General features: G+C 75.0%; 21 protein-coding genes. 12 read left to right on the forward strand and 9 right to left on the reverse strand.

Annotated elements, in window-relative coordinates:
• The first annotated feature begins 61 nt into the window (after window positions 1-61).
• The 3 genes from ACGFZK_RS13740 (at window position 62) to ACGFZK_RS13750 (ending at window position 1,453) form a co-directional block, all read left to right on the forward strand.
• The gene (locus ACGFZK_RS13740) at window positions 62-400 is read left to right on the forward strand and encodes a thioredoxin family protein (RefSeq protein ID WP_393849056.1); all 339 of its coding nucleotides are present in this window, start codon (window positions 62-64) and stop codon (window positions 398-400) included.
• Window positions 401-503: 103 nt separating this feature from the next.
• Window positions 504-857 (forward strand): DUF1304 domain-containing protein, encoded by a 354-nt coding sequence (locus ACGFZK_RS13745; RefSeq protein WP_393849057.1) that lies wholly within the window; start codon window positions 504-506, stop codon window positions 855-857.
• Window positions 854-1,453, forward strand: a complete 600-nt coding sequence (locus ACGFZK_RS13750; protein ID WP_393849058.1) for a TetR/AcrR family transcriptional regulator — start codon at window positions 854-856, stop codon at window positions 1,451-1,453. Before ACGFZK_RS13745 ends, ACGFZK_RS13750 begins: the two co-directional genes overlap by 4 nt.
• On the opposite strand, the gene ACGFZK_RS13755 is transcribed toward ACGFZK_RS13750, so the two are convergent.
• The 3 genes from ACGFZK_RS13755 to ACGFZK_RS13765 form a co-directional block, all read right to left on the reverse strand.
• Window positions 1,441-1,647: a hypothetical protein gene (locus ACGFZK_RS13755; RefSeq protein ID WP_393849059.1), complete on the reverse strand. Its 207-nt coding sequence runs from the start codon at window positions 1,645-1,647 to the stop codon at window positions 1,441-1,443. The genes ACGFZK_RS13750 and ACGFZK_RS13755 overlap by 13 nt on opposite strands.
• A gap of 239 nt (window positions 1,648-1,886) precedes the next feature.
• Entirely contained in the window at window positions 1,887-2,093 is a 207-nt protein-coding gene (locus ACGFZK_RS13760; RefSeq protein WP_393849060.1) for a cold-shock protein, read from the reverse strand.
• A gap of 202 nt (window positions 2,094-2,295) precedes the next feature.
• A complete protein-coding gene (locus ACGFZK_RS13765) occupies window positions 2,296-2,667 on the reverse strand; it encodes an HGxxPAAW family protein (protein WP_393849061.1) in 372 nt (123 codons plus the stop codon).
• A 105-nt stretch (window positions 2,668-2,772) separates the two neighbouring features.
• On the opposite strand from ACGFZK_RS13765, the gene ACGFZK_RS13770 reads away from it, so the two are divergent.
• Window positions 2,773-3,267 (forward strand): MarR family winged helix-turn-helix transcriptional regulator, encoded by a 495-nt coding sequence (locus ACGFZK_RS13770; RefSeq protein ID WP_393849062.1) that lies wholly within the window; start codon window positions 2,773-2,775, stop codon window positions 3,265-3,267.
• A 60-nt stretch (window positions 3,268-3,327) separates the two neighbouring features.
• A complete protein-coding gene (locus ACGFZK_RS13775) occupies window positions 3,328-4,806 on the forward strand; it encodes a DEAD/DEAH box helicase (RefSeq protein ID WP_393849063.1) in 1,479 nt (492 codons plus the stop codon).
• Between the two features lie 78 nt (window positions 4,807-4,884).
• On the opposite strand, the gene ACGFZK_RS13780 is transcribed toward ACGFZK_RS13775, so the two are convergent.
• Window positions 4,885-5,178, reverse strand: coding sequence for a hypothetical protein (locus ACGFZK_RS13780; RefSeq protein ID WP_393849064.1), 294 nt, complete (start codon window positions 5,176-5,178; stop codon window positions 4,885-4,887).
• 122 nt (window positions 5,179-5,300) lie between these two features.
• Between ACGFZK_RS13780 and ACGFZK_RS13785 the strand changes: the two genes are divergently transcribed.
• Window positions 5,301-8,111: a hypothetical protein gene (locus ACGFZK_RS13785; RefSeq protein WP_393849065.1), complete on the forward strand. Its 2,811-nt coding sequence runs from the start codon at window positions 5,301-5,303 to the stop codon at window positions 8,109-8,111.
• Between the two features lie 10 nt (window positions 8,112-8,121).
• On the opposite strand, the gene ACGFZK_RS13790 is transcribed toward ACGFZK_RS13785, so the two are convergent.
• From ACGFZK_RS13790 to ACGFZK_RS13810, 5 genes are all read right to left on the reverse strand, one after another.
• Complete coding sequence (locus tag ACGFZK_RS13790; protein WP_393849066.1) at window positions 8,122-8,592, reverse strand: hypothetical protein; 471 nt, start codon at window positions 8,590-8,592, stop codon at window positions 8,122-8,124.
• 177 nt (window positions 8,593-8,769) lie between these two features.
• A complete protein-coding gene (locus ACGFZK_RS13795) occupies window positions 8,770-9,417 on the reverse strand; it encodes a GNAT family N-acetyltransferase (RefSeq protein WP_393849067.1) in 648 nt (215 codons plus the stop codon).
• A gap of 5 nt (window positions 9,418-9,422) precedes the next feature.
• Window positions 9,423-10,157, reverse strand: coding sequence for an SDR family oxidoreductase (locus ACGFZK_RS13800; protein WP_393849068.1), 735 nt, complete (start codon window positions 10,155-10,157; stop codon window positions 9,423-9,425).
• Between the two features lie 127 nt (window positions 10,158-10,284).
• Window positions 10,285-10,788 carry an SRPBCC domain-containing protein gene (locus tag ACGFZK_RS13805; RefSeq protein ID WP_393849069.1) on the reverse strand — a complete coding sequence of 168 codons (504 nt, stop codon included), beginning with the start codon at window positions 10,786-10,788 and terminating at the stop codon, window positions 10,285-10,287.
• A gap of 156 nt (window positions 10,789-10,944) precedes the next feature.
• A complete protein-coding gene (locus tag ACGFZK_RS13810; protein ID WP_393849070.1) occupies window positions 10,945-11,967 on the reverse strand; it encodes an NUDIX domain-containing protein in 1,023 nt (340 codons plus the stop codon).
• A gap of 256 nt (window positions 11,968-12,223) precedes the next feature.
• On the opposite strand from ACGFZK_RS13810, the gene ACGFZK_RS13815 reads away from it, so the two are divergent.
• The 6 genes from ACGFZK_RS13815 to ACGFZK_RS13840 all read left to right on the forward strand — a co-directional run bounded on the left by ACGFZK_RS13815 (window position 12,224) and on the right by ACGFZK_RS13840 (window position 21,271).
• Window positions 12,224-13,489, forward strand: a complete 1,266-nt coding sequence (locus tag ACGFZK_RS13815; RefSeq protein WP_393849071.1) for a DUF418 domain-containing protein — start codon at window positions 12,224-12,226, stop codon at window positions 13,487-13,489.
• 67 nt (window positions 13,490-13,556) lie between these two features.
• Complete coding sequence (locus ACGFZK_RS13820; protein WP_393849072.1) at window positions 13,557-14,033, forward strand: hypothetical protein; 477 nt, start codon at window positions 13,557-13,559, stop codon at window positions 14,031-14,033.
• A gap of 151 nt (window positions 14,034-14,184) precedes the next feature.
• Entirely contained in the window at window positions 14,185-15,678 is a 1,494-nt protein-coding gene (locus tag ACGFZK_RS13825; RefSeq protein ID WP_393849073.1) for a hypothetical protein, read from the forward strand.
• A gap of 170 nt (window positions 15,679-15,848) precedes the next feature.
• Entirely contained in the window at window positions 15,849-16,514 is a 666-nt protein-coding gene (locus ACGFZK_RS13830; protein WP_393849074.1) for an NAD(P)-dependent oxidoreductase, read from the forward strand.
• Between the two features lie 87 nt (window positions 16,515-16,601).
• Window positions 16,602-18,404 (forward strand): RNA ligase family protein, encoded by a 1,803-nt coding sequence (locus tag ACGFZK_RS13835; protein WP_393849075.1) that lies wholly within the window; start codon window positions 16,602-16,604, stop codon window positions 18,402-18,404.
• Complete coding sequence (locus ACGFZK_RS13840) at window positions 18,404-21,271, forward strand: poly(A) polymerase (protein WP_393849076.1); 2,868 nt, start codon at window positions 18,404-18,406, stop codon at window positions 21,269-21,271. The genes ACGFZK_RS13835 and ACGFZK_RS13840 overlap by 1 nt, the downstream gene beginning before the upstream one ends.
• Window positions 21,272-21,286: the final 15 nt, after the last annotated feature.

Consider the following 21,286-nt stretch of genomic DNA (forward strand, 5'->3'; position numbering starts at 1 on the left):
GCGGCGATGATGGGGGCCGCCCTCCCGATCCGGGGAGGCACAGGAGCAAGGAGCGACACGCATGGCACGTCGGGTGCACCAGCCACTGGAGAACCAGGAGTTCGACTTCATCCTCTCGATGACGACCGGGCCCGTCCTCGCGTACTTCTGCGGCACCTGGCCCAAGGCCGTCGAGGCGTGCCGCGCGATGGACGCCGTCGTCGGCGAACTGGCCGAGGAGTACGGGACGCGGTTCACCGCCGTCCGCACCGACATGACCCGCTGCCCGGAACCGACCCGGCGTTACGGGGTGACGGGCGCACCGACCGCCGTGCTCATCAAGGCCGGCGAGGCGGTCGCGAGCCAGGCCGGCCCGATGACTCGCGAGGAGTTCCGGGCGTTCCTGGACGCCCACCTCTGAGGGGTCCCAGGAGCGCGACGGGGTCTGACAGCTGACTTCCTGTACAGTTGTCCAGGAAATCGGCCGGCACCCGGATCCCGGAACTCGAGAAGTGGAGGCGGCCATGCACACGGTCGCTCAGATCCTGATCGGCCTCGTGGCCGCGCTGCACCTGTACTTCATGGTTCTGGAGATGTTCCTGTGGCAGCGGCCCCCCGGACGCGCACTGTCCGGCTTCGACGCGGACACCGCCCGCGTCACCGCACCGCTCGCCGCCAACCAGGGCCTCTACAACGGCTTCCTCGCCGCCGGCCTGGTCTGGTCGCTCGTCATCGACTCGCTCGCCACACAGGTCTTCTTCCTCGTCTGCGTGATCGTCGCCGGGGTGTACGGGGCCGCGACCGCCAACCGCCGGATCCTCGTGGCCCAGGCCCTGCCCGGCGCCCTCGCCCTCGGCGCCGCGCTGCTGGCCGCGTGAGCCCCGAGGACCCGCGGACGGCCCGGACGAAGGGGCGGCTGCGCGACAGCCTGCTGGCCGAGTGCGCCGACCGGCCGCTGGCCGAGGTCACCGTCTCGGCGGTGGTGCGCCGGGCCGGTGTCGGGCGCGCCACCTTCTACCTGCACTACGAGGACCTCACCGCGCTCGCCGTGGACGCCTGCGCGGACGTGGTGCACGCGGCGGTCGACGCCCTGCACGCCTGGCAGACGGGCGCGTCGGCGCTCCCGCCGGCCCGGCCGCCCGCAGCGCTGGCCGAGTTCCTGGCCGGGGCCGCCGCCCGGGCACCGCTCTACCGGACCCTGCTCCTGCCGGGCGGCGGCGGCCCATTGGGCGACCGCCTCCACCGGGAGCTGCGCGCCCGCGCCCGCGCCGAGCGCGCGGCGGTGGGCGCCCCCCAGCCGGAGCTCGTCGCGTCGGCGGTCGCGGCCGCCTTCACCGGTGTCCTCGCGGACTGGCTGCACGAGGAGATCCCGGCAGATCCGGAGGCCCTGGCGGACCACCTGTGGCGGCTGCTCCTGTCCCTCCACCGCGCCATCGGCCACGGCGGCGGACCGCGGGCGGCTCAGACGCCGTAGCGGCCCGCGTGCAGGTACGTCACCTCCCACGGCGGAATGCTCGGACGGTCGGTGCGGACGAGGATCGGCCCGCTGCCGTCCGGACGCGGCACCACCGGATCGGCGAACGCGGCGGCGGAGAGCGAGACCCCGGCGGTGGCCAGGGCGGTCGCGGCGGCGAGGAGAACGAGACGCCGGGTCTGGGTGCGGGCCATGGGGACACTCCTCGTGAAGGGGCCCGCGCCGGGGCCGTCGCGGACGCCGCGGAGGGCTTCACCGTGCCTCGCGTGAGCCCGTCCCTCCATTGGGCCCGGGCGGGCGCACCGCGTCATGCCGCTGCATCCCGTGTCTTGACAGCCCGGCCGGACGGGCCGCTGCCCCGCCCCGGAACGCACGAAGCCCCGCCGGGCGGACCGGCGGGGCGACGCGTCACGGACTCGGCTCGTGAAGCGGACTAGCCGAGGGGAACCACCCGCTCAGCCTGCGGACCCTTGGGGCCCTGGGACACGTCGTACTCGACGCGCGCGTTCTCCTCCAGCGACTTGAACCCTTGGGCCTCGATCGCGGAGAAGTGAACGAACACGTCGGGGCCGCCGTCGTCCTGCTGGATGAAGCCGAAGCCCTTCTCCGAGTTGAACCACTTCACGATGCCTGTTGCCATCTGGCTGATCCTTCACAACGTTCCACTGCGGGCCGCACACGCGGCCGTCTCGATCCTGCCCAACGGTCCCGCAGAGCACACGCTGAACGCGGCCAACCGGGGCGCGGCGCACATTCGAACTTCTGGCCGCCTTGTCCGTGAAACGAGGGAGCGGCCCCTTCCGGAGCCCTCGGAGCCCGTCGGAAACCACTCCGGGGACCCTTCAGGCACCGCTGTCCGCAGCGGGCAACGACGCGGCGGACCGAGGCCGAGGGCCTGCCGCGGCGAGGCCTCGCCGCGGCACGGTGACGCGGCAGCCCAGGCAGTCCGCATGTCCCGTGCGGGCGGCGGTGTCCCGGGTGCGCCAGTTCCAGTCGGTCTCCGGCCTGGGCCCGCTCGGCTTGCCCCATCCGGCGAGGTGCAGCAGCCAGGTGACGACGCCGGCCGCGGCGACGACGGCGAGGCCGATCCAGATCCCGGGGGCCCAGGCGGCGCATACGGAGGCGCCCGCTCCGGCGAAGCCCAGCAGGGCCAGGCCGGTTCCCGTCCAGCCCGCCACGGTGTGGCCGAGGTCGACGTGGCCGTGCGCGCTCATGGTTCTCCCCTGGTCTGCCCACAGCAGTAGGCTCGGAAGTGGATGCTTACTTCGCAAGGTAAGTATCTCAGTGACTAAGTAACTTAGATACTAAGGAGTGTGTGCGTGCAGGGCAAGACCCGCCCCCCGGCCACGGCCGCCGAGGCGCTTTCGCGCATGGACCAGTACGTGGCCCTGGGCATCGTCGGCCAGCAGGAGGTGGCGCAGCGGCTCGGGCTCAACGTCACCGACCTGACCTGCCTCGGCCACATCCTGGGTGCCGGCGAGACCCCGCTCGCCGCCGGCGACCTCGCCGGACTGGTGGACCTCACCACCGGAGCCGTCACCGGGGTGCTCAACCGCCTCGAACGCGCCGGGTACGCGCGACGCCAGCCCGACCCCGCCGACCGGCGCCGGGTACGGGTGGTGGCCGACCCCACGGCCGCCGCGCGGGTGATCGCCGTGTACCAGCCGTTCTACGACCGGCTGGGCGCCCTCTTCGCCGACTACACACCCGACGAGATCGCCGTGATCGCCGACTGGTTCGAGCGCGCGGCGGTCGAGGTGCGCGCCCACTGCGCGCAGGTGCGGTCGGGGGAACTGGACGCCCGGGAGGCGTAGGCCCCGCTGGTACCATGGGCGGTTGACCATCTTCTTTCTTTCTGCTTCGAAAGGTTCTGCATGAGGAACCCGTCAGCTCATGGGCGCTTCGGTGTGAAGGCCGGTGCCAAGGCCGGAACCCGGACCCCGGCCAAGGCCCCCCGGAGCCTCGGCCCGCAGGGTGAGTTCACGATGCACGCGCCGAAGGAGCCGGCCCTGGCGCCGGTGGAGTCCTTCGCCGAGCTGGACCTGCCCCTTGAGCTGGTGGAGACCATGGCCGCGCAGGCCGTGACGGAGCCGTTCCCGATCCAGGCCGCGACGCTCCCGAACGCGCTGGCCGGCCGGGACGTCCTCGGCCGCGGCCGGACCGGCTCCGGCAAGACCCTCGCCTTCGGCCTGGCGCTGCTGGCCCGTACGGCGGGGCAGCAGGCGGACCCGAAGCGCCCGCTGGCGCTGGTCCTCGTACCGACGCGCGAGCTGGCGCAGCAGGTGACCGAGGCGCTGGAGCCCTACGCCGCGGCGCTGAAGCTGCGGATGGCCACCGTGGTGGGCGGACTGTCCATCGGCCGCCAGGTGAGCTCCCTGCGGACCGGCGCCGAGGTCGTGGTGGCCACCCCCGGGCGGCTCAGCGACCTGGTGGGGCGGCGGGACGTGCACCTGGAGCGCGTGAGGATCACCGTGCTCGACGAGGCCGACCAGATGTGCGACATGGGCTTCATGCCGCAGGTCACCGAGATCCTGGACCAGGTGCACCACGCGGGACAGCGGATGCTGTTCTCGGCGACCCTGGACCGCAATGTGGACCAGCTGGTCCGGAAGTACCTGAAGGACCCGGTCTCGCACTCCGTCGACCCGCAGGCGGGCGCGGTGACCACGATGGACCACCACGTGCTGCACATCCACGCGGCCGACAAGATCTCGGCGGCGACCGAGATCGCGGCCCGGGACAACCGGGTGCTGATGTTCCTCGACACCAAGCACGGGGTCGACCAGTTCGTGAAGCACCTGCGGGCCATGGGCGTGCGGGCGGAGGGCCTGCACAGCGGAAAGTCGCAGCCGCAGCGCACCCGGACCCTGGCGCAGTTCAAGACCGGGGCCGTCACCGTCCTGGTCGCGACGAACGTCGCGGCGCGCGGCATCCACATCGACGACCTCGATCTCGTGGTCAACGTCGACCCGCCCGCCGACCACAAGGACTACCTGCACCGGGGCGGACGCACCGCCCGGGCCGGCGAGTCCGGCCGGGTCGTCACCCTCGTCACGCCGAACCAGCGCCGGGACATGGTCCGCCTGCTCTCCGACGCCCGGATCCGGCCGACGATCACGCAGGTGAGGTCCGGCGAGGCGGCACTGAGCCGCATCACCGGCGCGAAGGCCCCCTCCGGGGTGCCGCTGGCGGGCTCCGCACCGACCGACGCCAAGGGCAGGCCCTCGGGATCGGAGCTCGCGTTCCGCGGCATGGGCACCCGCCCGGGCCGGGGCAAGGAGTCGCGCAAGACGATCGAGGCCCGCCAGCAGGCCGAGGCCCGCCGCGCGGCCCGGGTGCGCCGGGGCGTCTAGTGCTGTGACCGGAAAGGTTCACCGGGTCGCGAGGCCCGGCACGGCACCTCGCGGCGTTGTCGGACCACGGAAGGACGTCTAGTAGTACGAGCCGTGGCCCTCCGCCTGGCGATGCACCGCACCGGACGCCGCGACCCGGCACACCTTTCCGGCCACAGCACTAGTCCGTCCATTCCGGCCATCGGGCCATTCCTCCTGCAGCCGGAGCAGGCGCGGCCGGAGGGTCGACACGTACCGGGTGCGTGCCTGGAAGCTCGCGTCGCAGATGACGGCCCCCATGTGGAACCAGCCGCCGGGGAGGCGGAACGGGCCGTCGCCGAGGACCCTGCGCACGTGGTCGGCAAGCTGCCGGGCGGGGCTGGAGGGAGTCACGGCCCCACGATGTCATTCGCCACCGGCCTTCCGGACGGGAAGCGCGGAAATCATCGACCCCGCGCCACAACTACCCGTCCGTTACGTAGTGTTGTGGCCTGTTGCCGGTCTAGCATCGGCGGATGCACAGGGGCACGGGGGCGGACCCGACCGGCGAAATCGATCTGGCGGAACTGCTGGAACTGCCGCTTCACATATGGGAGTGCGAGCGCGAGCGGGACACCTTCCGCCGCAGCGTCAACGAGTGCCTGCGTGATCCCGGGATACGCCGGCTGCTCGGCGCCCGTCCCGGTGTCAGCCGGGGCGCCGTGCGCCGCGCGATGTGGCGGCCCGCGAACGTGCACCGGGCGCTGACGCCGACCGGGCGGTCCCTCGACGCGTTCCGGACGGCGCTGCGGCGGCTCGACGTCGTGCGCGAGCGCCGTGGGAGGGCCGGTTCCGTCGCCGCCGCGACCTGGCGGCTCCTCTCCGTGGTCTGCTCCCTCGCCTTCCTGGCCGCCTCCCTCGGCGCCGGGCGCGCCGGCACGGCGCTGGTGTGCGCCCTGTGGGCCTTCGCTTCGGTGGCGCTCGCGGTACGCACCGCGCGGTCCGGGCAGGACCTCACCGACCGGCTGGTGATCGTTTTCGGCGTCTTCTACGTGCCGCTGCTGATCGTCCGCGCCGACCGGCTGGAGCAGTCCTGGTACGAGGACCTCCGCGCGCACGGCACCGGGCCGCTGCTGGAGCGAGTGGTGGAGGCGCTGCTCGGAGAGGACTCCGACGCGCTGCTCACCGCGGACCACCACGACGGGTTACGCGCTTCCCACGGGCCCGGCTTCCTGGTGCCGGGCGGCGCCGCCGACCAGCTGCGCCGCCGCATGGACCAGATCGACGGCGGCACGATCGCCGTCTGCGGCCCCCGGGGCGTCGGCAAGACGACCCTGCTGAAGGGCTGCACGGAGAACGCCGGGTTCTCGGTGTTCGTGTCGGCGCCCGCCACCTACGCGCCGCACGACTTCCTGCTCTCGCTCTTCATCACCCTGTGCCGTCGCCACATCGAGGACGAGGGCTTCGAGGCACCGGAGTTCGTCCGGCTGTCCGCGGTGCGCCGCACGCTGCGCGTGATCCGGCCGCACGCGGGCCGCGCCCTGCGCCGGCTCGCCTTCGCACTGCCCGCTGCCGCGCTCGTCGTACTCGGCCTGTTCCCGACCGTCAGATCGCTCGTCGAGCGGCCCGGATCACCGCTGCGGCGCTCCTACGAGGCGGCCGCGGAGTTCGTGGGCGACTGGGTGCCGCGGGTGTGGCGGGGCGAGGAGCTCGGCGCGGCGCTCGCGGTGACGGCCGCCGGGATCCTGCTGTGGCGGGCACGGCGCCACGCGGGGGCCCGGCGTCACCTCAAGGACCTCGGCACGGCGCTGGTCGCGATGAGCGCCCTGGCGCTGCTGCTCGGCCCGTTCGTGTCGCTGGCCTTCGACCCCCAGGTGCGCGGGCACACGGCGTCGGCCCTGTCCGACTGGCGGTGGACCCTGGCGGTGGCGCTGCTGCTCGCGGGCTGCGTCCAGGTCTACGACAACGCCGCGATCACCGGCCCGGTGCGGGTGTGGCGGTGGGAGCTGCCGCGCGCGCGGGTGTACGGACCGCTGCGGCTCGCGCTCCCGGCCACCGTCGCCCTGCTGGTCCTGCGGTCCGAGGAGATGCGGGCCGCCCTCACCGACGGCGGGAACCCGGCCCGGCTGGCGGCGCTGGTCACCGGGCTGCTGCTGGCCCGGCTGATCGAGTGGCGGCCGCGGCCGGCGGAGCCGCCCCTGGTGCGGGAGTGCCGGGACCAGCTGTACCGGCTGCGGACGGTGCAGAGCTCCTCGGCCGGTGTGACCTCGAGCGGAACCCAGCTGCTGACCCTGGGGACCTCGCACACCACCTCGCTGTCCACGGTCCCGCCGAAGTTCCCGGAGCTGGTGGCCGACTTCCGGGAACTGCTCGTCCGGATCGCCGCGGAGCGGCACGCGCGCGGCCAGAGCGTGGTCATCGCCATCGACGAGGTGGACCGGCTCGGTTCGGACGCGAAGGCCCTGGAGTTCCTCGGGGAGATCAAGGCCATCCTCGGGATCGCGCACGTCCACTACCTGATCTCGGTGGCCGAGGACGTGGGCGCCGCCTTCGTCCGCCGCGGCCTGCCGTACCGGGACGTCACCGACAGCTCCCTGGACGACATCGTGCACGTCCAGCCGGGCACGCTCGCCGACTCGGCAGCCATCCTGGAGATGCGGGCTCCGGGCATCTCCGGCCCGTACGTGCTGCTCGCGCACGCCCTGTCGGGCGGGCTGCCGCGCGATCTGATCCGCTACGGGCGGCGGATCGTCGAGGTCGAGCGTGCCACCTCCTCCCTCGAACTCCGTGACATCTCCCGGGCGATGATCCTGGAGGAGCTGTCGGAGACCCTGGCCGGTTTCCGCACCCTGCTGGGCAAGCAGCAGTGGAATCCCGACAACGCGGTCGTGCTCGTCTCCTTCCGGACCCTGGCAGGGCGGCTGCGGGCGGCGTGCTCGTGTTCCGCGCAGGCTTCCGAACTCCAGTGGGCGCTGGAGGACTTCGCGCTGCGCACCCCGTACACGCCCACCGGTCCGGGGGCTCCGGAGCTGACCGACGCCGCCCGGCAGCTCATCGCGGAGGCGTCGGTGTACTCGTACTTCTCGCTCACCCTGCTGGACGTGTTCGGCGCGCGGGGCCTGCGCCGTCGCCGCGAGAGCGCGGCGGCGAACGGCCCGTACGGTGACCCGGAGATGCTGGCCGAGGCCCGGCGGGAGCTGGCGGTGTCCCCGTACAGCGCCCGGCCGCTGCTCACGGCGATCCGGGAGGCGTGGGGGCTGCCGCTGGTGGCGGTGCCGGCGCCGCTGAACCCGGCCGGCCCCTGCCCCCTGCACGGGCCGGGGCGGGCGCCGGCCGGACGGCCGTGACGGGTCCGGTTCAGACCTCGGTACGGCGGCGCAGGCGCTCGGCGGCCGCGTTGCGCACCCGGCGGGTGCGGGCTCCTGTGGCGAGCAGGCTCAGGGCCTCGTACGAGGTCAGCAGCCGGGCGGCCGTGCGCTGGCACCAGTCGGAGGCGGCGGTGAGCTCCTCGGCGGCCCAGGGTTCGCCGCGGTTGACCGCCTTGAGCAGGGTCCACTCCCGCAGCCGGCGCTCGGGGAACGCCCGGCCGGCGAGGACGTCGGCCATGGCCCGGGCCCAGGCGGGGAACTCCTCGTCGGCGAGCAGGTGTACGGCGCGCCGGTCGAGGTGGGTGACCACCGCGCTCTCGGCCATCACCCGGTCGGGATCGCCCAGCACGGCGGCCACGACCTCGGCCTCGGCTCCGCCGCCGGGTGCCACGGCCAGGGCGTCCAGGTGGCGGGCGTAGCGCCAGTGCTCGGGGGGCGTGCCGTCGCCGGGCCCGCTCATCGGGTCGCACCTTCGCGGACGGTTCCTTCGTCGACGGCGCCTTCGCAGACGATGCCTGCGCGGACTGTGCCTGCGCGGGCACACCCGGGTGGCTGCTGGTTCTTTCCTCTCCCCATGGGCACCCATTCCACACGACCCCCGTGAGGGGTCGGCGGTCAGGGTGCCGTCAGGGCGTGCTCAGCGGTTCCGGGGCAGCATCAAGGCCTCCGAACCGACCGGCCGGTAGCCGGCGGCCTGGAAGGCGCGGATGCTGCGCGCGTTGCCTGCGGCCTGCTGGGACCAGACGGGCTGCCCGCCGGGCACGAGGTGGCGGGCGGCGCGGGCCAGTTCCCGGCCCAGGCCGCGGTGGCGGACGGCCTCGTCCACCTCGATCGCCGCCTCCCAGCGGCCCGCGACGCCGCGGCCGAGGACGAGGACTCCCCCGTCCGCCGACCAGACCCGTACGTCGTCCCGGCGGCGCTGGGCCCTGCGTACGCGGGGGTGGTCGGGGTCGGTGGTCTCCACGAGCTCGAGCGCGGGCCTGCCGGGCAGCGGGGCGGCGACGGTGAGCAGGTCGATGGTGTCGGTGCCGCGTCCCGTGCGGTCGAGCAGCGCGGCCAGGAACCGCGGGTTCATGGTGGCGGCCAGGGCGTCGCAGTCGAGCGCCGCGAGGGTGGCGTGCACCCAGTCCGGGTCCTCGTCGGTGAAGACCACGGAGTGCGCGGTGAAGGCGAGGACGCCCGCGTCCCGCCGGTGTTCCTGCGGAACCACGGTCGTGCCGCCGTCCGGAGGCGGGAACCGTCCCTCGGCCGCGGCGTCCAGGATCTCCGTCAGTGTCTGCCCCATGTCCGTCAGACCTGCTCGAAGTGGAAGGATTTGATGAAGCAGTCACGGGGCCGGCCGATCGCGAAGAAGACGCAGTCCACCAGCGACTGTGCGGTGAGCGGGTCCTTCGCCGTGCGCGGCGCTCCCTCCCAGGACTCCGACAGCGGGTCGTGGTTGTCGAAGTCCGGCGGGTAGAGGGAGATCACGCGCACGCCCTGGTCGCGCAGCCTGCGGGAGAGGATCTCGGTGAAACCGGCCTGGGCGCTCTTGGCGGCGTAGAAGGCCGCGTGGGCGTCGGACCGGTGGTAGCCGGTCTCTCCGCAGCCGGAGACCATGGTGACGATGTCCGGCTTCTGCGACTTCAGGAGCAGCGGCAGGAAGGCCTTGGTGGCCAGGACCGTGCCGGTGGCGCCGGAGGCGAGGGTGTCCGTCACGTCCTCGTCGGAGGCGGACAACAGGTCCGTGCCGTGCTGGTAGCGGGAGCCGTTGTTGACGAGCACGTCGATGTGCCCGGTGCGGGCGGCGACGGCGGCGGCGAACTCCCGCACGGAGGCGGCGTCGGTGAGGTCGCAGGCGTAGGCGTGGACGCGATCGGCGTCGTGGCCCTGCGCGCGGATCTCCTCGCGGACGCGTTCGGCGGCCTTGAGAGTGCGGGCGGAGAGGTGGACCTCTGCGCCCCTGCTCGCGAAGCTGAGGGCGAGGGTACGACCGAAGTCGCGGCCGGCGGCGGTGATGACGACGCGGTGGTGCTCGAGTGTCATGTCTGCGCTCCTGATTCGTGGTCGCTACACATGATCTCAGGTGCGGTGCGGGGCGGTTGGGCGGGGGGAACCGCGGAGGGCCGGTCCGTCGGGGGCACGGGTGCGGGCCGGCTCTCCGCGGCGCGGGTCAGCCCTCGTCCGTCTCCTGATCCGGCTCGGGCAGCGGAGCCCCGGTCTCCAGCAGGGTCTTGAGGCTCGACGCGAGCATCGGCCAGGCCCGCCCGCACATGCCGATCAGGGTGCCGCCGGGTTCGAAGCCCTCGTGCAGGATGGTCAGCCGTGCGAGGGTGTCGCCGACGGGCTCGATCTCGTACGTCACCGTCGTACGGCGCTCCTCGGCCAGTTCGGCCCGCAGCTCCTCGCCGATGCCGACCGAGGCCGCCCACTGCGGGGTGAAGGTGTGCCAGGTGTAGGAGAGCAGGCGGTCCGGGACGCAGCCGAGCACCACCTGCTCGGGGTCGCTGGTCCGGGCCCCCCGCTCGATCCAGTCCATCGGCGAGCCCACCGCCCAGTCGGTCTCGAAGCTCAGGCCCCAGTACCTGCGGGTGAAGGCGGGCTCGGTGAGGGCCTGCCAGACCCGGGCGGGATCGGCCTGGATGTACAGGGTGTAGGTGATCGCACTGTCGCTCATGGGCCCATGCTGCGGGACCGCGGACCGCGGACGCCGGATTTCCCGATCACGGCGGTGGCCGCGGGGCGGGCCGCGATCCCGGATGCGCCGCCGGGATCGCGGCCGGTACGCGTGGAAGGCCGGCCCGCCCACCGGATACGGGACGCGACTGACAGGTCACCAGCGAGCGCCCTCCTCGGGGAGTTCCGTGGGCGGGGTGCGGGTGGGGGCGGGCAGGCCGAGGCGGGCGCGGGCCGTGTGGACCGCCGCGAGCTCGTCGTCGCCCGCCTGCCCCCAGTCGCTCAGTTCGCGGACCTGTTCGGGCGTGGCCAGCAGGCGGGCGCACTCCGGGTCCGCGGCCGGGGGGAGACCGGCGAGGCGGGCCGCGGCGCGGGCGTGGGCGCCCTGCTCGCCGTCCCGGTAGCCGAGCGGGGCGGCGCCTGCGGTGGTTCCGGCCGTCGGGGGCGGGAGGTGGGCGGCGCCGGTGGCCCGGGAGACCAGGAGCAGGACCCGGCCGTCGGGGGCGAACAGCCAGGCGCTCCGGTCCCGCACGGCACGGCCCTCCGGGACCGGCCCCGGCCGCCAGGGGTCGTGCTGCGGGGTCCGCCGGGTGCGCAGGACGCCGAGCCGGTCGAGGGCGGTCGGGGCGGTGGGGCGGCCGTCCTCCAGCAGGGCGGTGCCGGAGTCGTTGATGCGGGCGCGCAGGGCGGACAGGGCGCGGCGGGCGTCGCCCGGGTCCATCAGGGCGGGCAGATCGGCCGGTTCGGCGAAGTGGATGCCGGTGATCTCCTGGGCCGGGAGGCGGACGGCCGCGATGCGGTCGGGGGTCCAGGTGCCGCCGTCGTAGACGTGCAGGATCTCGCCGGGGAAGCGCATCTCGGGCGGGAAGCCGGGGGTGTCGGCCGGGATCCAGTCCACGGCGAGGCCGCGCGGGTACCGGCCGTCGACGCCGAGCTCCTCGCGCAGCTCGCGGGCGGCCGCCGCGGACGGCGCCTCGCCCGCGTCGACGGCTCCGCCGGGGAGCAGCCGGTCGGCGCGGTAGTCGACGCTCTGGACGAGGATCCGGCCGCGGACGTCGGTGACGAGGACGACGGCAGCGGTCCACACGGCGGCCCGCGAGGCCCCGTACTCCGCCGGGGTCATCCAGGTCCCCGCCTGCTCGTGTTCGTCGATCGCGCCCTGGTCGGTCAGCTGCGGCATCGGACTCCGTTCACCGTGGGTGGACCCGCCGGTCTGTGCAACAGCGGGCACGGCCCGCGGGTTACGGCGCCCCGCCCGCCCGTGCCGACACTCCACGTCTTTGCCACCCCTATACCTCTTTATTACTTGGTTAGGCGCTCCCTGGTACGTTCCGAATGCGGACCGGCGGTATGAAACCCGCCGGTCCGACCACTTTCCACCCGCCGCACACGACCGCACGCGACCGCACGCGACCGCGCCGAGGAGAGACCCACACATGCGACGCGCCTTCCCCACGGGCACCGGCACCCCGGCGGAACCCGGAAGGAGGCGGACCGCGACGGGACTCGGCGGCGCCGGGGGGTCCGGCCGGCTGGCGGGGGTCGACGCCGTGCGCGGCCTGGCCGTCCTCGGGATGTTCGCGGTGCACGTCGGCCCCAGCCCGGAGCCCGAGGGCGCCGGTTACCTCCTCGTCGCGGCCGACGGACGAGCCCCGGCCCTCTTCACGCTGCTCGCCGGTTTCTCCCTGGTCCTCGCCCAGCGCGGAACGGACCCCGCGCAGCTGCCCGAGGGCTGGGCCGGGTGCTGGCGTCCCCTGCTGATCCGCTGCGCGGTGCTGGCCGTACTCGGCCTGTGGCTGGCCTCGTTGTGGCCCGGGATCCTGGTCATCCTGGCCTTCTTCGCCGTGTACTTCCTGGCGGCCGAACCCTTCACCCGCCTCTCCACCCCGGTACTCACCGCCGTGGCGGGCGTCTCGGTGGTCGCGGGTCCCCTGCTGTCGTTCCTGCTGGGCCCGGTGTTCGGCTACGAGGCGTCCGGGCGCGGCCTGGTCCCCGAGGCCGCCGACCTGACCGGCTGGTCCGGGCTGGGCGCGGTGCTGTGCGAACTGCTGCTCACCGGGGCCTATCCGCTGGCCACCTACTTCCCGTACGTCCTGGCGGGGATGGCCCTGGCCCGGCTGTGCGACGTGCGGGAGCGCCCGGTGGCCCGGCGGATGGCGGTGTGGGGCACGGCGGCCGCCTTCGCCGGTTACGGGTCCGCCTGGCTCGCGAGCCATGTGTTCGGCGCCCGGGAACGGCTGCTGGAGGCGATAGCGGTCCACCACCCACAGGCCCTGGCCGCCGCCGATCCCGTACGGGAGGTGCTGCGCGGTCAGTACGGCGCCGTGCCCAGCACCTCCTGGGACTGGCTGCTGGTGGCGGACCCCTACAGCCAGACCCCGCTGGAGACCCTGGGCAACGCGGGCGTGGGCTGCGCCCTCATCGGGCTGTGCGCACTGGCCGCACGGCACGGGGTGGGCGCCCGCCTGCTGCGGCCGCTCACGGTGCTCGGGGCGATGGCGCTGAGCGCGTACGTCGTCCACGCACTGGTGCTGGCCGGTCCGGCGCACGGCGCCGCGTCCTGGTCCGCCTGGCTGGCGTTCAGCGGCGCCGCGCTGGCCCTGACCTGGGTGTGGCAGCGCATCTGGGCGGACAGCCCGCTGCGGCGCGGCCCCCTGGAACACGCGCTCCGGCTGGCCGCGCGGGGGCGGAGCCGGGCCTGAGGGCGAGCCGTCACCCGTCCGTGTGATGGGGTCGGCCCGCGCGCCGCCGGTACGGCAGGGTGGGCGGATGCAGCTGCGCCGGGCCCTGCCCCTGACCCTTGCCGCGCTCGTGATGACCACCGGGTGCGTGACGGTGCATCCCGCCGCTCCGCCGCACGCGCCGCAGCCGGGGCCCGAGGCGGCCCGTACGCAGGCACGGCAACCGGCGCCCCTCGCGCTGCCGTTGGGCCCTCTGCCGGGTTCGGCCGGGCCCGCGTCGCCCGCGGCCGCGGAGCCCGGTCCGCCGCCCGCGGCCGTCTCCGTGCCCGTACCACCGGCCGCGGCAGAGCGGCCGCACCGGCCGCACCGGGCGGAGGCGAAGTCCCCGCGGTCCCGGAGGCCCGCGAAGCAGGCGAAGCCCGCGGCCCCGGCGAAGCCCCGCAAGCGGCCGCCGGCGGCGAAGGGGCCCCGACCGCCCGCGCCACAGCGTTCGTTCGACATGGCGGCCCTGTGCGAGGCGGCCAAGGGCACCGTGTCACCGTCGATCGTCGCCCTCTGCCGCTGAAGGGGTCACCGGGCGGCGAAGTGCAGGGCCGCACCCACCGGTCGAACGGGACGGCCCAGCAAGACGCCCGGTTGCCCGACTCGGTCATGTCCGGGTGATCTCCGGCTATACCCTCGGAGCCGCAGAGCGGACGACACGGGGAGCCGAGAACATGTACGACGCGGGGCCGCAGGCGGCGGGAGCCGTCCGGGCGCTGAGGGAGCTGGCGCGGGAGCGGCCGGACGAACTGGAGCTGTTCGAGGGCTTCACGGACGCCGAGCTGGACGGCTGGGCCGTCGCGGTGCCGAAGGAGGTCCGGGAGGTCCTGCGGGAGATCGGCGGCCTGGAGACCGAGGACCACGAGTACCGGTTCGGACCGCGCGGACGGGAGACGTTCGCGGACGGCTGCTGGACCCTCGGGGAGACCGACTTCGGTGAGGGCTCGCTGATCGTCGGGATCGGGGCCGCCGGGTGGGGGCCGGTCGTGGCCGTCAACCCGTGGGGCGCCGACCCGGACGTCACCGTCGAGGCCCCGGACTTCACCGCCTGGCTCGCCGGCTTCGCCGAGCGGTTCGCCGACGGCGTCGCGGACCGGCCGAGGGGGCGGTTCTCCGTACCGGCGACCCCCACCGTCGAACTGGCCGAGGGGGCCGCGGGAGGCGACCCGGAGCTCGTCGCGCTCGTCGGGCGCGGCGACTCGCTCACCGATGTCGTCGACCTGCGCGGCCTGCCGGGTTATCCGTGCGCCGTGGACTGGGAGCCGTACTTCTCCACCGTCCACAACACGGCCGACACCGGAAGCAGCGAGGTCCAGTTCGAGATCGCCGGCGAAGGCCGGGCCCTGCTGCTGCACAGCGTGGTCAGCGGGGATTTCCTCGGCCGGGCGGTCCGCCGCCACAGGCCGCCCGCCGACGCCGCCCGCCGCGCCGTGGCCGAACTGCGTGAACTCGCCGCCGGACACCCCGACTTCGTCGTACTCGACGCGGGCTGCGCCGACTCCGTCATGGACGGCTGGGCGGTGCCGGTCCCCGAGGAGGCCCGGGTCGTGCTCCGGGAGATCGGCGGGGTGGCGATCGCCGGACTGCCCGCGCTGCGGCTGCTGCCCGGGGCGCCCGAGCATGCGGTGGACCCCGAACTGCACCGCATGCTGGGCGGTGACGGTTCGTACTGGCCGCTGGCCCGCATCGACTACGGCCGCAGCCACGCCCTCGCGCAGATCCGCATCGACCCGGCCACGGGGCGCTGGGGCTACGTCGTCTCCGTGCCCGGTGACGGAGACAAACTGCGGGAGTACCCGGAGTTGGCGCTGCTCGCCGAGTCCCTGCCGGACCTGCTGCTGACCTTCGCACGGCTGGCCCGGCGCGCTGCGGAGGGCCCCGACTTCGCCGCGCGGATGTCCCGGGACACCCGGTGGCTGTTCCCCAACACCGGGGAGCCCTGGCCGCGGCCCGCGCCGGTCGGCGAGTGGGCCGGTTCGGCCGACCCGCTGCTCGCGGTGGCCACGGAACTGCCGGACGGGACGCACGCCGCCGATCTGCGGGCCGTACCGATCCCGAGCGACCTGTGCTTCTACCGGGCGGCCGGCTGGCCGTACGCGGCCCGGCTGGAACGGCTGCACTTCGCGGCGGCCGGTCAACTGGCCGCCGCGGTACCGGCGCGGGGCTGACGATCCGGGACAGGTGGTCCGGGACAGGTGGTCCGGGACAGGTGGTCCGGCCCCGGATCATCCGACTGGCCCCGGCCCGGCTGCCCCGGGCCGGCGGGCCGGTTCGCTTGGATGGGCCGGGCGGGGCCCGACCGGAGCCCCGTACCGCCCTCCACCCCCAGGGAGTCGCCATGACGAAGATCGCCCTCTTCGGTGCGACCGGCACCATCGGAACCCGGGTGCTGCACGAAGCACTCCGGCGCGGCCACGAGGTCACGGCGGTCGTCCGCGATCCGGCGAAGCTCCCCGGCTCCGGGAGCGGGGCGGGAGCCGGGGCTGTGGTGCGCGGCGATGTCCTCGACCCGGCGTCGGTGGGCGAAGCCGTCGCCGGACACGACGTGGTGGTCAGTGCCTTCGGTCCCGGCCCCGGGAACCCCGCCGTCCTCGTGACCGCCGCGCGGTCGCTGATCGGCGGGGTGCGCTCGCTCGGTGCGGACGCTCCCGCGCCGCGGGTGGTCATCGTCGGCGGGGCCGGTTCGCTGCGTACCCCCGGCGGCCCTCGGGTCTGGGACCAGCCCGGCGTTCCGGCGCCCGTCCTGGCCCTGATGCACGCCCACGGTGACGCCCTGGACTACCTGCGGACCGTGCCGGTGGAGGAGGTCCGGTGGACGTGTCTGAGCCCGGCCGCTCAGATCGCGCCCGGCGAGCGCACGGGCACGTACCGGCTGGGCCTCGACGACCTGGTGGTCGACGACGAGGGCCTGAGCCGGATCTCCACGGAGGACTTCGCCGTCGCGCTGGTCGACGAGATCGAGCGCGACGCGCACGCGGGCCGGCGGTTCACCGTCGCCCACTGAGCGGGCGAGAGGCCGTTATTGGGTGGATGCGTCCGGTCGGGCTACCTACAGTGACCAGGCACCCCCGACGTCGAGCAGGAGCGGATCATGCGCATCCACTATCCCCGTACGCCGCATCTGCCCTGGTCCCCCGGGGTCGCAGCGGACGACGTCCGGGCGGTCGGGCCCACCGGGCTGTCGGGCCTGGCCGGGCGCGAGGTCGTGGTGACGGAGAAGCTCGACGGGGAGAACACCACCCTGTACGCGGACGGCCTGCACGCGCGCTCGCTCGACTCCGCCCACCACCCCTCACGGGCGTGGGTCAAGGGCCTACAGGGCCGGATCGGCGCCGGGATCCCGGCCGGTTGGCGGGTGTGCGGGGAGAATCTGTACGCCCGGCACTCGATCCCCTACGAGGATCTGGACAGCTGGTTCTACGGGTTCTCGGTGTGGGACGGGGAGCACTGCCTGGACTGGGACCGGACCGTACGGTTCCTGCGGGGCCTGGGCGTGCCCACCCCGCGCGTGCTGTGGCGGGGCACCTTCGACGAGCGCGCGCTGCGCAGGCTGAAGCTCGACACGGCGCGGCAGGAGGGCTACGTCGTCCGCACGGCGGACGGTTTCGCGCGCGAGGACTTCGGGCGGTGCGTGGCCAAGTGGGTGCGGGGCGGCCATGTGCAGACGAGTACGCACTGGATGTTCGCACAGGTCGTGCCGAACGGGCTCGGGCCGGCGGCCCCGTTGTGGGCGGTGCGCTCGGGGGCCGAGGCCGACGTACCGGGGCTGTGCGCCGCCGTCGGGGTCGGTGACGGCGAGGCGGACGAGGTGGCCGGGGCCGCCGAGGCCGATGGGATCGCCGAGGTCGCCGCCCGGATCGACGGGGCGGGCCGGACCGGGGAGGACCGGCTGGCCGGTGTCCTGGCCGCCGTGCTCCGCCGCGAGCCGCGGGCCCGTGTCGCGGCGCGCCTCGCGGCGGGTCCGGCCGGGATGCGGCTCGGGCGGCGGGTCGCCGACCTGGTGGGGCTGTACCCGTACCTGCAGCGGCCGTTCCCGGACGCGGACCGGCGGGCCGGGCTGGTCCGGATGACCGCGGCGGCCGACCTCGGGGTGCTGCACGCGCTCGCCGGGGGGCTGGCGGACGAGCCGGAGGCGCGGGAGTGCGTGGAGTGGTCCGCGCTGTGCGCCGAGGAGGCGGGGCTGCTGGGCCCCGATCCACTGGAGTCCTTGCGCGCGGGGCTGCGGGAGTCCTTCGCCGGGCTGGGCCCGGACGCTGCCGACCGCTGCTGGGCGCAGACCCGGCGGGCCTTCGCGCAGGGCAGGATCTCCGGATCCGTGGTGGAGGAGGCGGTGGCGGCGACGTGGCAGTGGCGCGAGGGAACGTTTCCCCGGCTGGTGCAGCTCTGCGGGCCCTCGGGCAGCGGGAAGAGCACCTTCGCCCGCGAACTGCCCGGCGTGGACACGTACATCAGTCTTGACGATCTGCGCACGGCCCGGGGTTCCCGTGCGGACCAGCAGGCCAACGGCGAGGTGCTGAGCGAGGGCCTGGACCGCCTCGACGCGGCCCTGGCCGGCGGTGGAACCGTGGTGTGGGACGCCACCTCGCTGACCGACCAGCAGCGCGGGCTGGCCGGTTCGGTCGCGCGCCGCCGCGACGCGCTGGTCACCCACGCCGTGGTGCTGGTGGAGGAGGCGGAGCTGGCGCGGCGCAACGCCGTGCGCCCGCATCCGGTGCCGGAGCGGGTGCTGGCCTCGCAGGTGCACCGGTTCAGCCCGCCGTACGCCGGTCAGGCGCACCGCACGTGGTACATCGGGGCGTCCGGGGACGTCGAGGACACGGCCGGCGGGCTCGATGCCGGCCCCGCGGCCGATGCCGCGGCCGGGGTCACGGCCACGGGTCGGGGGCGGTACTGATGCGTACCAGCGAGGAGCTCTACCACCGGGTCCGCTGGGACTCCCGGTTCGATCCGGCGCGGTTCGTGCTCGGGCTGCTCCAGCGCGGGGCCGCACCGAAGCGGGTCCCGCTGCCCTCCTTCGTGCCCGGCGGCGACATCCCCTGGCACCGGGTGCTGTTCGTCGAGGCGGACGGCGAGCTGGTGTGGGACCGGGCCACCGGCGTGGACCGGATCGATGTCACCGCGGCGGGCCGGGTCCGCGATCCACGGCTGCTGCGGGCGCCGTTCTTCACCGCACGGACCCCGCACGCGTGGGACCCGGCGGAGGGCGGCGCCTGGCGCCCCGCCGAGCCCGTGCCCCCGGGCGCGACGACGGTGTCCGCCGCCACCACGGTGCGGCTGCTGACCTGGAACACGCTCTGGGACCGGTACGACGCTCCGCACATCGCCACGGCCCGGCGCAGGCCGCTGCTGCTGGCCGATCTCGAGGCCGCCGATGCCGATGTCATCGCCCTGCAGGAGGTCGAACCGGCGCTGCTCCGCATGCTGCTGGCGGCGCCGTGGGTGCGGGCCGGGTACACCCTCGGCACGGACCCGGGCGGCCGGGACGTCGACGAGTGCGGGCTGCTGGTGCTCAGCCGGCTGCCGGTGCGGGAGGCGGGAATGCACGTGCTGCGCCCGCACAAGGCGGTCACCGCCGTGACCGTGGACACCGCGGCCGGCCCCCTGGTGGTCGCCGCCACGCACCTGACCAGCGACCACACCGAGAACGGGCACGCCCGGCGCGATGCCGAACTGGCCCGGCTCGCGGAGGGCCTGGGCGGCATCGAGGCCGGGGTGGCGCTGCTGGGCGACTTCAACGACGGCCGTCACGGCGCCGAGGGGCCCGCGGCCGCGCTCGGCATGCGGGACGCCTGGAGCGAGGTGCACGGGGCCGCGGACGCCACGCCGACCTTCGATCCGGTGGCCAATCCGCTGGCCGCGGTGGGCTCGCTGTCGGGGCGGGCGGCCCGGCTGGACCGGATCCTGCTGCGCTCCACGGCGGCGAGGGTGACCCGGGCCGCGCTGCGCGGCGACTCACCCGCCCCGGAGGGGCTGTTCATCTCGGACCACTTCGGCGTGGAGGCGACGGTCGGGTTCGGTGCGCGGGACGGCGGGCCCGCACGGCTCGACGTACCGGCGACGGCCCGGACGGCGGTGGCGTGGCTGCCGCCCGGCCTGCCGGAGGCGGTACGGGAGCTGCGCGGGGAGCACGACCCGCAGGCCGGGCGCTGGCCCGCGCACGTGAACCTGCTCTTCGGCTTCGTGCCGGAGTCCTCCTTCACGGAGGCCCTGCCGCTGCTGGCGGAGGCGGCCGCCGCGACCGGGCCGTTCCCCGCCCGGCTGGAGGGTGTGCACAGCTTCGGGCACCGCGAGGACGCCACCGTCTGGCTGGACCCGGCGGCGGCCGGTGAGGCGCCGTGGCAGGAGCTCCGGCGCGCGCTGGCGGAGCGGTTCCCGGGCTGCCGGGGGCGTACGGGTGAACACCACGGCTACACCCCGCATCTGACGCTGGGGCGCAGCCGGGACCCGCAGCGGGCGATCGCGGCCTTCGCGGCGCGGCTCGGCGGCCCGGTGGCCGCGCGGGTCGGGGAGCTGGCCGTGCTCTCGCGGCGCGGGGACGGGCCGATGCGGGTCCGGGCGACGGTGGCGCTGGGGACGGGCGAGGTGCGCTGGGAGCCGGAACCGGAGCCGGTGGGCCGCGCCGCGCCCGCGCCCGCGGTCCTGGAAGAGGCAGCCGCGTCGGTCATCGCGCGTGTCAGGGCGGCCCTGGGCGGGGCCCAGGTACATCTGGCCGGGTCCCGTCGTATGGGCTGCGCCCTGCCGGAGGCCGACCTGGACCTGGTGGCGGCGCTGCCGGGACCGGCCGATGTCACCGCAGTACGGGACCGGGTGGCAGCGGCGCTGCCCGAGGCGCGGCGGCTGCGCGAGGTGACGGGGGCGCGGGTACCGGGGCTGCGGTTCCGCGTCGGCGGCCTGTCGGTGGATCTGGTGGCGGTGGCCACCGGCGGGCTGGATCCGGCGCACGCGGTGGCGCGGCGGGCGGAGCTCGGCGAGGCGGCCGCGCTCGCGCTGAGCGCGGTCGGCGACGCCGATGCCGTACGGGAGCGGGTGGGAGCGGAGCAGGCCGCGTTCGCCGGGCTGGCGCGGCAGGTGAAGGCGTGGGCGCGGGCCCGGGGGCTGGACGCGGCGCCGTTCGGCGGGCTGCCCGGGCTGGCGTGGGCGGTCCTCGCGGCGCGCACGGTCCAGGAGACCGGGGCGCTGCCGCCCGATGCCCTGCTGCGCGAGTTCTTCGGCAGGTGGGCCGCCTGGGACTGGCGGGAGCCGGTCTCGCTGTCGCCGGTGGCCCCGGGCCCGGCGGCCGGGCCGGATCCGGTCACGGTGCTCACCCCCTCGGAGCCGGTGCGCAGTTGCACGGCCCAGGTGGGACCGGGCCTGCGCGACCTGCTGGTCCAGGAGTTGTACGCGGCCTGGGAGCTGCTGGAGTCCGGTACCCCGCGATGCCGTCCGGCCCCGGGGCCGCCGCCGCTGCACCGTCGGCACGCCGCCTGGGCGGTGGTCACCGTACGGACGGCCTCCGAGGGGGAGTTCGAGGAGACCCTGGGCCGGGTGCGCGGACGGCTGCGGGCCCTGCTCGGCGCGCTGGAGGAGGCCGGGGTCCCGGACGCGCACGCGTGGCCCCGCCCGTTCGAGTCCGGTCCGGCCCTGGCCCGTTACGCGATCGGCCTCGGTGCCACCCCGCCCGGCGCGGCGCGGCTGGCCGCCCTGGCCGGCCCCTGGCGGACCGGCCTGCCGGGGGTCGAGGTCTCCTGGGCGGCCTGCGGCGAGGTGCCGGACCTGACGTGAGGAGACAGTGCCCGG

This window comes from Streptomyces sp. NPDC048257, from assembly GCF_043201855.1.
GTDB lineage: Bacteria > Actinomycetota > Actinomycetes > Streptomycetales > Streptomycetaceae > Streptomyces.